We start from the raw sequence: 13,666 nt of genomic DNA on the forward strand, positions 1-13,666 counted from the left end.
ACCTTTCTGATAACTTTGTTATTATTTTATCTCTTTTTAAGTTAAGTGTCAATAACTAACAACTATATCTATTGCAAATAATCAAGCCTTTTTAAACTTCCCTCATCAAAGGTATAATTCTGTGTTCTTAAAGGATATTTTATCTCGCCTTCATAATACCATGGGTCCTCACTGTGGGCGGGATTTTTGATTATATGAAAGCTTTGTGCCGGCATAAAGCCCTGTGCCAGTAAGAATGCCTTTTCTCCTGCTCCATTTTCACAGATATCAGCCACCATTACCACATGTCCGGGGCTTCCTCCCTTTATAAAAATATCCCCCACCTGAATTTCAGAGATATCTACAGGTCTTGACTCTTTTTCCATAGAAAGTGTGGAAGAATAGGCAAATACAATGCGAAGATACTTTTTAAATGTTTCCTCACCACTGTCAGGATTTACACTTTGCTCCCAGTACGGTTTATCATTTGAAAACTTTACCCTATACCCCTGTCTCCAGTGCTTAAAATCGCATACAAAGCCGTCTACAAATGTAAAGCTTATTTTATCCTGCTCTCCTGTCTTATACAAATATTCGGCATATACTCTCATAATACTGTCTGCACATTGCTGCAAATCCTCCTCTGCCACTTCCATGGAAAATACCGCCACGTGACCGTTTCCTGCCTTTTCTCTTTTATCAAAATAATATACCGGAGTACCGTCAGGCTCCAAATTATAATTTCCTATAAAATGGGCAAAACTTCCCTCAGCGGCTTTCACCCTTTTATATCCCTTTGGAGTAATAAAACGGGTAAAAAGTGTATTTCCCTCAGGATTTATAAAATCCGAAAGTTTCACAGCACTTTTCTCAGTGCTTTCTTCTGTACTCTCATTATCATTTGTTTTTGTATCATTACTATTTTCAACAATTGTACTTTCCGCTTCCTCATTTGTGACGGTATTCATATTTTTGCTCTTACAACCACAGCATATGCAAATAATCACAGTAAGCAGTAAATAAAATTTATTTATCTTCATAAAATTCATCAATGTCTGTATACCCCCTTTCAAACTCTTAAAATCAGATTTATTTACTTTAAGTACTCCTCTATTTTGTCTTCATATTTTTTTAAAAGTTCCCTTGAATATATTTTTTCATTTTTTGAGTCTCTAACTTCTTTCCAAAGGGTAGCTGCAGCTTTTAACTTATCAGAGTAATTATTGCTACATTCATCTAAACAAAAATCTTTTAGGAATTGATTCCATTGACAAGCTGAATTATCATACTTAGCGTAATCCGATTCACCATAATATACTTTCAGCATATCTTGTATCGTAAAGCTTAAATCATTTTCGGCTTTTACTTTCCTCCAAGCTGTTGCCATATCAGCATTAAATTTAAACGGATTAACACCTGTTACGGCAGAAAAATAATCTCTAAATTTTTGGTTAAAGGAAAATCCGGCTTCAAGCAATGGCGTATTTAAATTTATCGATTCAGTTTGATTTTTGTTTACTTTCCTTACAGATTTTTCCACTCTATTTCCCCTAAAAAATTGTTCTATAATTAAGTTCAGCTCTTGTTTTGTACATCTATACTCCAATCCAAGGGATTTACAAATTTGTGAAAGTTCTTCTCGATACCAATAGTATCTGTTAAATTCTTCAAATGATTTTATATCTTTAAAATCCGGTCTAATATCTTTCATCAGCCCTCCTTCGTAAATAATGATTTCCCTATAATGGTTATCATAGTAAATGATTCCAATTCAAAACCACATTTCAAATCACAACTCTTTTGTATAATAGTATCTCTCACCTGTATAAGGGTATTTTTCCAATGCAAACACTTCTTTATAGCCATGCTTTTCATAAAATTTCGGTGCTTGAAAATTAAAAGTATCCACAAATGAATACTTACACCCTCGCTCTTTTGACTCTCTTTCCGCCATTTTCAAAATTTTTGAACCGATCCCTTGTCCCCGTAAATCATCACTGACATATAAATATTCAATCTCAAGCCAATTTCCAAAAGTTCCCGCTACCATTCCTGCCTTCAAATTGCCCTGTTCATCTTCCAAATAAATATTAAGTGGTTCGCTTTTAGACGGCTCTCTCTTTGATCTATTGTATGCTCTGATTAAATTTGCCGGTTCTTCAGTTCTTTTCGATTCAATATTTTCTAATTTCAATTTCATACTGTATAAGTCCTTCACTATTTTGTACTTCAATTTTTTAAATTCTAATTAACGAGCTTAGTAAATCGGAATTTATCAGTTTGTAAATCTTAATAAATATCCATTGGGATCTTGTATTAAGAACTCAACTTGTGTTTCTTCTGTCCCATTAACTTGATATTTATTTCTTGTTAGTTCTCTATATATTTCAAAATTTAGAGTTTTTACTAATTTATAAAGTTCTTCAACATCTTCGAATGCTATTGAAAAATTTATACCTCTTCCCAATGGATAACTTAATTCGCCCGTGTTTCACCCATCATCATGAATATCAAATTAAAAGAATGTCTAATTCCATAAATGATAGAAGTTACAAAACAAATAATAGGAGTTAAAATAAGTAAGAAGAATATATCGGTTCCTGTATCATTAATGAAAGCAGGTAACACACAAAAAGCTAAAGTTATCGTTCCTGTATTTCCTTGCCGCTGAGGTGCTCCACTTCTATTTCAAAAATTTGCACAGCCTTTCCTGCGTGGGCAATTTCCTCGTCAACTAACTGTTCGCTAGGATAGTATTTCATTGCAAATCGTTTTAACAGAGTTGTTGCTCTTACACCGTATTCTACGAGGTGACATCTGCCGAATACCACAACGCTCTGCACAAACGGTGCCCAATCTTCTTCTTTAATGGTTTCATTTCCATATACCGTGAAACATACTTTGTCACAGCAACGCAGTGCATCTACTTTATGGCCTGCACGTGCTCCATGAAAATAAATTTTATTCGCATCGTCATCGTAGACATAGTTGATAGGAATTGCATAGGGATATCCGTCATCTCCATTTACGGCAAGAACGCCACGTCGGCCGGACTGCAAAAGAGCCTTTGCCATGTCGATGCTGATTTCATTTTTCTTTTTACGAATTGTTCTAAACATGATATTATTCTCCTTCTTACACTGATACAAATTCAAATTTACCCAGACTGGCAAATTGGAATTTCTTAATTACTTTTTTAATAAACTTACTAAAAGGTGTCCTGTTATTTACACACTAAATTCTCAAATTCTTATTGTTTAACATTCCACCAAACATTGTATGATACAAATCCTTTGCTGATTCTTCTATCTTGGTAATACTTGATATTTTATTTCCTGCATCCTTCGATGATGCTCCACAAAGATAAAACGCTTCATTTTCCATTCCATAATCTATTGAAATATACCTATCATGATACTTTTTACCTGCAATCTTCATTTTTAAGTTAATGTTAGGGTAATTTCTTATAAAATCATTTAAAATACTTTTTGTAAGCATATCTTTATTTCTGACATTATCACTAAATATGATGACCTCCACATTATCTTTTGCAGTTCTTAGCAGCTCTAACGTTTTTAAACCTATGTAGTTATCTATCACAAAAATACTTTTCTTTGCAGAATTATATATTTTTGTGTAGGCAACATCCGCTTCAATCTTATCTCCATTCATCAAAAGAAAATGCTTATAGGTGTCCGGATCTATGAAATTTTCCATCACTTTTTTCAAATCTTCTTTTGTAGCCATTTGAGATTTTATTTCTGCAATATCCTTTGTATTTTGGTTTGTCTGTACTGCAATTTGCACTAAATCTTTTGGACTGATAAAATCTTGATTTTCAATTATAAAATCTTTCATCTGCTTAAACATTCGTATTAATGCCTTGCTTTGCTTAACAGCAAGTTCTCCTCTTAATACAGTCATAAGCATATAAATACCCTGCTCTGTAAAAGCATAAGGTGGTTTTCTACGACCGCCCCAACTTGATGTCGATTTTTTCGATATCAAGTTTTCAAACTCCGACTTCGTCAACTGAAACATAAAATCATCATCAAATTTCTCAGCATTGTTTTTTACTTGTTCGTTAAATCTTGTCGTTGTATACCCATAAATTTCAGCAAGTTCAAAATCAAGCATAACCTTTTGATTTCTTAAATAATAAATCTTACTTTTAATTGTAGTTTCATCTATTACCACTATTTCTTTATTTTTTTCTATCATAAAATGAACCTCACTAAATTTATACTGACTGATAAACAGAGATTTCTTAATTACTCATTTTTTAAATTAAGCTTCCCAAAAGATTTCCTATTGTTGCAATTATACCGTATATTAATACATAAACAGCTGCACTTTCATTATAAAATATAAATATAGTCGGAATAAAGAGGGCCATAATTAGCAATAAAAATATCAAATTAAAAGAATGTCTAATTCCATAAATTATAGAAGTTACAAAACAAATAATAGGAGTTAAAATAAGTAAGAAGAATATACCGATTCATGTGTCATTAATGAAAGCAGGTAACACATAAAAAGCTAAAGTTATCACTATTAAGTAAACAGACATTTCTCTTATTTTTTTCATCTCCTTTACCTCCGTAAATTTATATACTTTATTTTTACAAACCTGATTTATCCCTTAATAGATAATTTCATAGAACTCCTAGGGATCACTTCGAGAACAAAGTGTTCTTCACTAATTCCGGTATCGGGGTGTGAATCTGCAATCTTTATGCTAAAATCTCCAACATAATATGAATTATCATTCCGAAAATTCTTTTCTTGACTTAGCATAATACAGCTTACAATATTCACAATCACATAGCATATCTGAGGACAATGAATTGTAGTACTCTCTCGTTTTAACTATATCTATCTTCACAGTTATCTCCTTAAAACTTTATCAAACACTAATTTACTTTTTATCAGCTTACTTATTTAACATTGCATAATAAATATATATTTTTATTAAATTTAATTCAAACTTACCGGTCTTGTCAAACTGAGATTTATTTCTCCATACGAACAAGAAACTCTGTTGTGTCTTCTTCATATTTCTTTTCATTTGTCGTGTCAAAACCATGTCTTTTATAAAATGCTATTGCTTTTATATTTTTTTCTAATGCCCATAAATGATTAGCATCCCTTTCTGCTATTCCATATTCTAACAATTCAGTTCCGATTGCTTTCCCTTGAAGAACAGGTTCAACAAATAATCTCTTCACTTCTCGTTTTTCGATTTGAATAAATCCTTTTACTACACCATCATCATATACACATATGCTATCTAATTCTTTTGCAAAACTTTCTACCATATTAAAAACTGTTAACTCTTCAAAATAGAAAGTATCTTCTTGAAATATCGGATAAAAATTCAGCCTATAGTTAAATACAAATATTTCAGCTATTCTCACTAAATCATTAATCTTTGCTTGTCTTATATAATTCATGCTTCAAACCACCAAATTCAAATTTACCAAGACTAGTAAACCGGAATTTCTTAATTACTTTTTTTAATAAGCTTCCTAAAAGGTGTCCTGTTATTTACATACTAAATTTTCAAGTCTTTATTGTTTAACATTACACCAAACATCCTTAAAACTCTCTTCTTTGCTCTCATTGTCATTAGCTTTGGCAACCGTACTATCTTCAATAATTGTACTTTCTGCTCCCTCACTTGTGATGATGTTTTCATCTTCTCTCATGCAACCTGAGAATAAAAAAATATCATAAACAATAGTAAATATAATTTATTTCTTTTCATATTACACCTTAATTATCCAACTTAATATGTGCAATCTGCATCATTATTTTCCCCTTTATGTCCGGCTGTATGTAGTATAATGGTAACTTTCCTCCTGCTGCTTCACATTTTATATTTGTATTTTTTACAGTATCTAAGAAAAACTCATATCCGGACTTGCTGTCTTCTGTAATAATAATATCCGGCATGAATGGAAATCTATTTGGATTAGGATTATCATAAAATTTATCAATATCAGTATAAACTCTCTCAAATTCTTTGTTCTTTCCGGTACCCTTAATATGATATATTTCATCAACACTGTATGGCAATTGTGAAAGATAACTTCTTGTTATTATTAGGAAGTAATTATCGCAACCCTTTACCTTATTTGCAAATTTCTTTGAAAATACAAACTTACTTCCTTCATCAATCACTACAATTTTTTTACTCAACTTATCAAGTTCGTCTTCCCAATTTCTTCCTTCCAGCGTTACAATATTTCCACCGCTAATCTTTACTCCGCTTTCTCTTCCCAGATTGTTGTAATCTCTAATCATATCATACAATGTGGTCTTCCCTGTGCCGCTATCTCCACGAAGAATAGTAATATTCCGATTTAGTGTGAATTTATAAGAGTTTCTTTGATTGCTTATCTTAATACTTACCCTACCAATCATTACTGCATATTCTCCTTAAGATATTTATCCGCCGCATCTAAAAACTCTCTCATATTATGTACAATAAGTTTTTTGTCATTTAAAATACGAATTTCAAAATCTTCCTTTCCAAAATCCATTATATGATATAGGGCTATTGTAAAATTCTTTTCTTTACCAAGCTTCAGTATCCATTTTGAGCAATTATCTCCACAGTTGGATGCATTAAACGTCTTACCCGGTTCATTTTTCATCAATATCAAAGCCTTTACACCACCTGATAGCTTATCCGGCGGAATTTGCCCCAAAACAGGGCTTTGAATAGTATTTGCATCCAATACTTCAGATCTGTCAATATCTTTAATAGCGACTCTTGCAAATTCATCTGTAATCCAGCTGTCTTTGTATCTGTTTCTAAAATATACTGATGTATTATATATTACATTATCTCTATCACCAAACCACACTCTAAGCATAATATTCCTCCATATTTATAGTTTTTTACTCTCTCTTATATTGAATGTATTATATCATAATTACTTTTAATTCTATAAAATCTATCCCAAAATCTGTATTTCTTCTTGACAATAAAAGAGATACGAAAAATTAAAGGAACCCCTTACAGCCACTTTGAGAGCAAGGAAAATTATTTAAATATGGTCTTAAAACATATCTCCACTATTTTTGACGGTGAACTTATTAAGGATATGGATGTAAGCCAAAATGCAGGAGAGCAACTTATTAAAATAGACTTTTATATGCAATTTTAAAAGGGTGATTCAAAACTTGACTCACCTAGATATTTCATGCGTTCAGATTCCATTTCTACTTATACTTAAAATTATAAATCTTTTGTATAATAGTATCTCTCCCCCGTATAAGGATATTTTTCCAATGCAAACACTTCTTTATAACCATGCTTTTCATAAAATTTCGGTGCTTGAAAATTAAAAGTATTCACAAATGAATACTTACACCCTCGCTCTTTTGACTCTCTTTCCGCCATTTTCAAGATTTTTGAACCAATCCCTTGTCCCCGTAAATCATCACTGACATATAAATATTCAATCTCAAGCCAATTTCCAAAAGTTTCCGCTACCATTCCTGCCTTTAAATTGCCCTGTTCATCTTCCAAATAAATATTTAAAGGTTCACTTTTAGACGGCTCTCTCTTTGATCTGTTATATGCTCTGATTAAATTTGCCAATTCTTGAGTTTTTTTCGATTCAGCATTTTCTAATTTCAACTCCATAACTTATAAACCCTTTACTTTTTTATAATACGCTTTGTTAAATTCTAATTACCGGGCTTAGGAAACATAATCAATTATTATTTTCTTTATTTCCAAATCAGACTTTTACCCATTAAATGGTAATTTCATAGAATTCATAGGAATCACTTCTAAAACAAAATGTTCATCACTGATTCCGGTACTTGGGTGTGAATCTGCAATCTTTATATTAAAATCTCCAACATAATATGAATTATCATTCGAAAAAGTACCAAAAACAATATACTGTACTCCTATATATTCAAGCATACCACTCTCATCCGGTTCAAGACTCATAACCTCCAAAGGTTTTTCTATGTCTACACCATATTTATCCAGCCATAATGCCAATTCAGGAAATTCTTTTCTTGACTTAATGTAGTACAGCTTACAATAATCACAGTCACATAGCATATCTGAGGACAATGAATTGTAGTACTCTTTCGTTTTAACAATATCTATCTTCACAGTTATCTCCTTCAAACTTTTCAAATTTAAATTTATCTAATCTATCAGCATTGCATATATGCTACACTTATACTATAATTATATTACAAATAATTGCTTAAGTATTGGAGGTGCAATATGTCAACACTACAAATTCGTATAGATGATCAGCTAAAGAAAGACGCCGACTCACTATTTTCAAGTCTGGGTTTGGATACATCAACAGCAATAAGGATTTTCTTAAATGCTTCACTTGAACACAATGGATTACCATTTCCTGTTGTACATAAAAAGCAATATAATGAAAGTCTTAGTGCAATTCAAGATGCAAGGTTACATAGAAACTTAAATGGACCGTATAATTCTGCTAAAGAAGCTGTCTTAGCTATGTTGGAGGATTAGATGTACTTGATTCACTTAGTACAGGAAAACCACTTGAGTCCAAATATAGAGACCACCAACTATCCGGTATATGTCAGACTTTAGAGAATGTCACATAGAACCGGATTGGTTATTAATATATCGTGTTGAAGATGATAGACTTATTATCATTGCAACTGAAACCGGTACTCATGCTGACCTTTTCGGTATGTAGTTTTGCAAATATGTAAATTATTATGTTATAGCACTAAAAACTTATATTGGGCTAAGTCGGATAAACCGGAAGTTATTTAATATCTTCCTCCATATTCATTTTTTGCTAAATTTGTATATTTATTTATAAACTCCGCTTTTGCATTTGTATATCCATCTCTATCATGTTCAAATTCTTTCCAAAGAGATAGTTTTAAAGTTTCATATTCTTTAGCTATTTCCTTATGCTCATTCAAATAATCTCTGAAATACAATTCATCATTATCTCCGGTAATTCTAATATGAAGATGAAATACTTTTTCTGCAAATCCTTGTTCTGTATACCCTTTATTTAATATGGTACGAGTTTCAGCCACATTCATACATAGCCATCCATTATTTATGAGTATATTTTTAACAACATCTAATTCTTCTTTATTGTTTACTTCAACCAATATATCCACAATATTTTTTGCCCATATACCCAATATAGCGGTGCTACCGATATGAGATATTCTTTTTATATACATATTTGGAACCGCTGATAAAATCGATTTTCTTTCTTCATCATACCATATTATCCACTTTTTATTATATTCAACTAAAAATATCGGAAACAATTGCCAAAGTTCTTTTAAGCTCATTTCCTCCAATTTTTTACTCATACTCTTCCTCTGTAAATTAAAATTTGTATATATTATTAAAATATTATATCTTACAACTACCCAAAAAGCCAATGCAACCACATGCTGCATCGGCTTTCTATCGACCATTCTCGACATCCAAAAACGCCTTAGCTATCATTATATCCTCAGGTGTGGTTACCTTTATATTTTTATAATCACCCTCTATAAGTCTTACCTTTGTATCACTAAATTTCTCCACAACCATTGCATCATCCGTAATTCCAAGAGATTCATAATCGGTTTTATACATCTTTTCAAATGCCGACTTTATAAGCTCCGTATAAAAGCATTGTGGAGTCTGTATAATACAAAGGGTACTTCGATCAATTGTCTCACCGCCAAACTCACCATCTCTTATTCTGATGGTATCCTTTGGAGCTACTACAGGTACCACCGCCCTATACTTAAGCGTTGCATCAATGCATCTGTTTATAAGTTCCACATTTATCATGGCTCTGGCAGAGTCATGTATCAGACAAATATTCCCTGATACAGCCTTTAATCCACTATATACAGAATCATATCTTTCATTTCCGCCGGAAACAATATATTTTACCTTAAAAAATTCGTATTTTTTTACGATATCTTTTCCTACATAGTCAATATCGGCTTCTGATGTAACTATTATAATCTCATCTACTTTGCTTTCACTAAATGCTTTCAGGGAATAGTATAATAGAGGCTTATCATAAAGCTCTGTAAACTGTTTCTTTTTATTGGCATTAAATCTTTTTCCGCTGCCCGCAGCCAGTATTATCGCCGTACTTTTCATAATCATATTCCAATATCAATAAATACTTTTTACAATCACAGTTCAAGATTTGGTACCGCATTTAATGTCAAATCCTTAAAGTTTCCGTTTAAATATTCATAATATGCAGCAACACCGATCATTGCCGCATTATCCGTACAATATACCGGTGACGGGAAATGAAGCTTTAACCCCTCTTCACTGCATTTTTCCTCCATCAAACTTCTAAGTGCTGTATTTGACGCCACTCCCCCTGCCATTGCTACATTCTTTATATTATAATCCTTTGCTACAGTAATGGTATGTTCCACCAGTACCTCCACCACAGCTCTTTGAAAAGATGCCACCAAATCATTTACATTTATCTTTTCACCTGTCATATTTGCTTTATTTTGATAATTTAAAACAGCTGACTTTACTCCTGAAAAGCTGAAATCATATTTTGAATCATTTACTCTTGCCTTTGGAAACTCTATTGCAAAAGGATTGCCAAGCTTCGCCGCCTTATCAATCTTTGGACCTCCGGGATAACCAAGACCTACACTTCTTGCCACCTTATCAAATGCCTCACCTGCCGCATCATCTCTTGTGGCTGCAACTATTTCAAAATCATTATAATCCTTTACAATAGCTATTTCCGTATGTCCTCCCGAAACAATCAGGCATACAAAAGGAGGCTTCAAATTTTCATGCTCTATAAGATTTGCAAAAACATGTCCCTTTATATGATGCACTCCTATCAAGGGCTTTTTAAGTCCATAGGCAAGTGCCTTTGCCTCAGCTACACCTACAAGTAAAGCCCCTACAAGCCCCGGACCGTAGGTAACTGCTATGGCATCAATATCATCAAAGGTGACATTTGCCTCCTTTAGTGCATCTCTTATTACAAAATTTATATTCTCTATATGTTTTCTGGAGGCAATCTCCGGTACAACTCCTCCATATATTGTATGTAAATCTATCTGTGATGAAATAATATTTGAAAGTACCTTTCTTCCATCTTCCACTACAGCTGCCGCAGTCTCATCACATGAACTTTCTATTGCAAGTATTTTTATATTATTCTTCTTCATAACCCAGTTCTATACTCCATCCGTCTCTTGCAGTCCTTATAGCCGGGAAAATTTTCTTTAAATTTTCAATATATTCATCCGGCTTGTTCATTGAGGGCGAATAATGTGTAAGCCACATTCTCTTAGGGTTTGCCTCCTTCCCGAGGTTTGCCGCCTCGGTCATAGTCATATGCTTATAGCCTTTGGCATTTTCTTCCTTTTCATCCTCTCCATACATACCCTCACATATAAAGAGGTCGCAGTCTTTGGCGTATTCTGCAATAATCGGTACAGGTCTTGTATCTGTACAATAATTTACCTTAATACCTCTTCTTGCCTCTCCCATTACCATATTCGGAGTATATACCTTCTCTCCGTCAGTAATCGTCTCTCCATGCTGCAATTTATTCCAGTATTTTAGAGGAATATCAAGTGCTTTTGCTCTTTCGGCATCAAATTTGCCCTTTCTGTCAATTGATATTCTGTAGCCATAGCAGGTTACTCTGTGATTTACTCTATATGCCTCTATCTTATATGGAGCAAAATTTATCACTTCCTCATTTTCCTTTAATTCATGGAATTGTATTTCAAAGGGGAGTTCAGGTGCTATAACCCTCATAGCATTTACAACCCTCTCAAGTCCTTTCGGTCCTATTACCAGAAGCGGTGTGGTCTTTTCACAATTTCCCATTGTAAGTAAAAGCCCCGGCAGACCGCTTATATGATCCGCATGAAAATGTGTAAAACAGATCACATCTATAGGTTTTGGACTCCATCCCTTTTCTTTTATCGCAACCTGGGTACCCTCTCCGCAATCTATCAATAGATTTACTCCCTCACATCTTGCCATCATAGAGGTCAACCATCTGTAAGGCAGAGGCATCATACCCCCTGTACCTAATAAACAAATATCTAACATTTTATATATCCTTCCATTAACAAAGCATCATCTATGGGATCATGATAATATTCCTTCCTGATGCCAAGCTTTTTAAAACCGTACTCTTCATATAGCCTTATAGCATCTTTATTTTGGCATCTGACCTCAAGGAACACTTTTTTTACCTTCATATCTCTAAGATTTGAAATCATAAAGTTCATCAGCCTATGCCCACACCCCATTCCTCTGTTACATTTATCTGTAGCTATACGAAAAAGCTCCGCCTCATCAGCATTCACCCTGAAAATAATATAAGCCAAGACTCTATAGTCTTCTTCGATAACCACACAGTAATCGAATTTAGATTCTATAGAGTCTTTTATATTATTTTCGCTCCATGTATCGCCAAAAATATCTTTTTCCAGTTGTTTTATTGCTTCTATATCAGAGACCAGCATCGGTCTTATCCACATTTCTCTCCCTTTCCGCCTGACTTTTTCTAAGGTATTCCGGTCTCATATCATCAGAAAGTAAAGACTTTCCTTCCTTAAACATTTTAAGTCCAAGCATTGCAATATTTGATGCTCTTTGTCTGTTCAAATTTGCAGATGCAAAATCATGTGCTATTTCAAGGTTTTTGTCAATATATTCCCTGAATACCGGCACACCGTCACCCAGAAAGATAATCTTTTTTATCTTTTCCTTATTATCTAAATCTTTTAAAATTTCAAACAATTCATCTATAGCCACAGCCATAGAATCCTTTATAATTTCCAAATTGCAGTCATTTTTATATATACCGGTGTATACCTGATTTCTTCTGGCATCCATTATAGGCACTATAATCGCATCTGATGAGTATATATTTAATGCCATTGCATCAAGTGTCGGAACATGGATAAGGGGTAAATCAAGTGCAAGCCCGAGTCCCTTTGCACAGGCTGCTCCTATCCTAAGTCCGGTAAATGATCCCGGACCTCCTGAAACTGCGATAGCTGAAAGTTCGCTGCAATCAATACCTGTCATTTTTATTATCTCATCAAGCATCGGCAATAATGTTTCCGAATGAGTCTTTTTAAAATTTGTAGTATATTCAGCTATTGTTATGTCCTCATCTAATATCGCAACCGATGCCACCAATGCGGCACTTTCAATCCCTAAAATCTTCATCCTTCATGCCTTCCACTGTTATCTTTCTATAATCAAATCCCTTTTCAAGATCCTTTGATATCACAATCTTTATAATATTTTCCGGTAAGGCTTCCTCTATAAGCTTTGACCATTCTATAAGAACTATAGCATCATCATATAAAAATTCCTCAAACCCTATCTCGTCCAGCTCTGAAATATCGGAAATCCTGTATACATCAAAATGATGAAGCTTTTTTTCTCCCTCATAGCTTTTCACTATATTAAAGGTAGGGCTTACAATATCTTTTTTTATTCCAAGCCCTGCTCCAAATCCCTTTGCAAAAACAGTTTTTCCTACTCCCAAATCACCGTCAAGGCAAACTACAGTGGCATCTGCTCTTACCTTTAAACCGGTGGCAATTTTAAAGGCAATATCAAATGTTTCCTTATCGGAAAAGCTCTCAAAAATCTTTGTATTCATCCTTATACCAA

The 13,666-nt window shown here is 33.4% G+C and carries 21 protein-coding genes; 2 read left to right on the top strand and 19 right to left on the bottom strand.

The features are described from left to right. Positions 1 to 68: 68 nt before the first annotated feature. The 12 genes from J4O15_RS09510 to J4O15_RS09575 form a co-directional block, all read right to left on the bottom strand. Positions 69 to 1,028 (bottom strand): DUF4846 domain-containing protein, encoded by a 960-nt coding sequence (locus J4O15_RS09510; RefSeq protein WP_208100586.1) that lies wholly within the window; start codon positions 1,026 to 1,028, stop codon positions 69 to 71. Positions 1,029 to 1,072: 44 nt separating this feature from the next. Continuing rightward, positions 1,073 to 1,690 (bottom strand): SAP domain-containing protein, encoded by a 618-nt coding sequence (locus J4O15_RS09515; RefSeq protein ID WP_208100587.1) that lies wholly within the window; start codon positions 1,688 to 1,690, stop codon positions 1,073 to 1,075. Between the two features lie 78 nt (positions 1,691 to 1,768). Further along, entirely contained in the window at positions 1,769 to 2,179 is a 411-nt protein-coding gene (locus J4O15_RS09520) for a GNAT family N-acetyltransferase (protein WP_208100588.1), read from the bottom strand. Between the two features lie 75 nt (positions 2,180 to 2,254). Then, entirely contained in the window at positions 2,255 to 2,446 is a 192-nt protein-coding gene (locus J4O15_RS09525) for a hypothetical protein (protein ID WP_242822724.1), read from the bottom strand. 175 nt (positions 2,447 to 2,621) lie between these two features. Then, positions 2,622 to 3,098, bottom strand: a complete 477-nt coding sequence (locus J4O15_RS09530; protein WP_208100589.1) for a pyridoxamine 5'-phosphate oxidase family protein — start codon at positions 3,096 to 3,098, stop codon at positions 2,622 to 2,624. A 115-nt stretch (positions 3,099 to 3,213) separates the two neighbouring features. Then, positions 3,214 to 4,200, bottom strand: coding sequence for an ORF6N domain-containing protein (locus tag J4O15_RS09535; protein WP_208100590.1), 987 nt, complete (start codon positions 4,198 to 4,200; stop codon positions 3,214 to 3,216). A gap of 791 nt (positions 4,201 to 4,991) precedes the next feature. After that, the gene (locus J4O15_RS09545; protein ID WP_208100591.1) at positions 4,992 to 5,432 is read right to left on the bottom strand and encodes a GNAT family N-acetyltransferase; all 441 of its coding nucleotides are present in this window, start codon (positions 5,430 to 5,432) and stop codon (positions 4,992 to 4,994) included. A gap of 117 nt (positions 5,433 to 5,549) precedes the next feature. Further along, positions 5,550 to 5,687 carry a hypothetical protein gene (locus J4O15_RS09550; RefSeq protein WP_009220978.1) on the bottom strand — a complete coding sequence of 46 codons (138 nt, stop codon included), beginning with the start codon at positions 5,685 to 5,687 and terminating at the stop codon, positions 5,550 to 5,552. Positions 5,688 to 5,754: 67 nt separating this feature from the next. Then, positions 5,755 to 6,405, bottom strand: coding sequence for a hypothetical protein (locus J4O15_RS09555; RefSeq protein WP_208100592.1), 651 nt, complete (start codon positions 6,403 to 6,405; stop codon positions 5,755 to 5,757). Continuing rightward, positions 6,405 to 6,860 (bottom strand): DUF4869 domain-containing protein, encoded by a 456-nt coding sequence (locus J4O15_RS09560; protein WP_208100593.1) that lies wholly within the window; start codon positions 6,858 to 6,860, stop codon positions 6,405 to 6,407. The genes J4O15_RS09555 and J4O15_RS09560 overlap by 1 nt, the downstream gene beginning before the upstream one ends. A gap of 365 nt (positions 6,861 to 7,225) precedes the next feature. Continuing rightward, on the bottom strand, positions 7,226 to 7,636 hold the full coding sequence (locus J4O15_RS09570; protein ID WP_208100594.1) for a GNAT family N-acetyltransferase: 411 nt from the start codon (positions 7,634 to 7,636) through the stop codon (positions 7,226 to 7,228). 105 nt (positions 7,637 to 7,741) lie between these two features. Next, a complete protein-coding gene (locus tag J4O15_RS09575) occupies positions 7,742 to 8,122 on the bottom strand; it encodes a hypothetical protein (protein ID WP_208100595.1) in 381 nt (126 codons plus the stop codon). Positions 8,123 to 8,239: 117 nt separating this feature from the next. On the opposite strand from J4O15_RS09575, the gene J4O15_RS09580 reads away from it, so the two are divergent. Beyond that, entirely contained in the window at positions 8,240 to 8,503 is a 264-nt protein-coding gene (locus J4O15_RS09580; protein WP_208100596.1) for a type II toxin-antitoxin system RelB/DinJ family antitoxin, read from the top strand. A gap of 70 nt (positions 8,504 to 8,573) precedes the next feature. Next, complete coding sequence (locus tag J4O15_RS15950; RefSeq protein WP_243762027.1) at positions 8,574 to 8,696, top strand: type II toxin-antitoxin system mRNA interferase toxin, RelE/StbE family; 123 nt, start codon at positions 8,574 to 8,576, stop codon at positions 8,694 to 8,696. A 76-nt stretch (positions 8,697 to 8,772) separates the two neighbouring features. On the opposite strand, the gene J4O15_RS09590 is transcribed toward J4O15_RS15950, so the two are convergent. The 7 genes from J4O15_RS09590 to tsaE all read right to left on the bottom strand — a co-directional run bounded on the left by J4O15_RS09590 (position 8,773) and on the right by tsaE (position 13,655). Beyond that, the gene (locus J4O15_RS09590; RefSeq protein WP_208100817.1) at positions 8,773 to 9,339 is read right to left on the bottom strand and encodes a GrpB family protein; all 567 of its coding nucleotides are present in this window, start codon (positions 9,337 to 9,339) and stop codon (positions 8,773 to 8,775) included. 97 nt (positions 9,340 to 9,436) lie between these two features. Then, positions 9,437 to 10,132 (bottom strand): 2-C-methyl-D-erythritol 4-phosphate cytidylyltransferase, encoded by a 696-nt coding sequence (gene ispD / locus J4O15_RS09595; protein WP_208100597.1) that lies wholly within the window; start codon positions 10,130 to 10,132, stop codon positions 9,437 to 9,439. Positions 10,133 to 10,167: 35 nt separating this feature from the next. Next, positions 10,168 to 11,184 carry a tRNA (adenosine(37)-N6)-threonylcarbamoyltransferase complex transferase subunit TsaD gene (tsaD, locus tag J4O15_RS09600; protein ID WP_208100598.1) on the bottom strand — a complete coding sequence of 339 codons (1,017 nt, stop codon included), beginning with the start codon at positions 11,182 to 11,184 and terminating at the stop codon, positions 10,168 to 10,170. Next, entirely contained in the window at positions 11,171 to 12,082 is a 912-nt protein-coding gene (locus tag J4O15_RS09605; protein WP_009220968.1) for a ribonuclease Z, read from the bottom strand. The genes tsaD and J4O15_RS09605 overlap by 14 nt, the downstream gene beginning before the upstream one ends. After that, on the bottom strand, positions 12,076 to 12,516 hold the full coding sequence (rimI, locus tag J4O15_RS09610; RefSeq protein ID WP_208100599.1) for a ribosomal protein S18-alanine N-acetyltransferase: 441 nt from the start codon (positions 12,514 to 12,516) through the stop codon (positions 12,076 to 12,078). The genes J4O15_RS09605 and rimI overlap by 7 nt, the downstream gene beginning before the upstream one ends. Then, the gene (gene tsaB / locus J4O15_RS09615; protein ID WP_009220966.1) at positions 12,488 to 13,213 is read right to left on the bottom strand and encodes a tRNA (adenosine(37)-N6)-threonylcarbamoyltransferase complex dimerization subunit type 1 TsaB; all 726 of its coding nucleotides are present in this window, start codon (positions 13,211 to 13,213) and stop codon (positions 12,488 to 12,490) included. The genes rimI and tsaB overlap by 29 nt, the downstream gene beginning before the upstream one ends. After that, positions 13,194 to 13,655, bottom strand: coding sequence for a tRNA (adenosine(37)-N6)-threonylcarbamoyltransferase complex ATPase subunit type 1 TsaE (gene tsaE, locus J4O15_RS09620; protein ID WP_208100600.1), 462 nt, complete (start codon positions 13,653 to 13,655; stop codon positions 13,194 to 13,196). The genes tsaB and tsaE overlap by 20 nt, the downstream gene beginning before the upstream one ends. Positions 13,656 to 13,666 lie beyond the last annotated feature (11 nt).

The organism is Lachnoanaerobaculum sp. Marseille-Q4761, assembly GCF_017565785.1.
Lineage (GTDB): Bacteria > Bacillota > Clostridia > Lachnospirales > Lachnospiraceae > Lachnoanaerobaculum.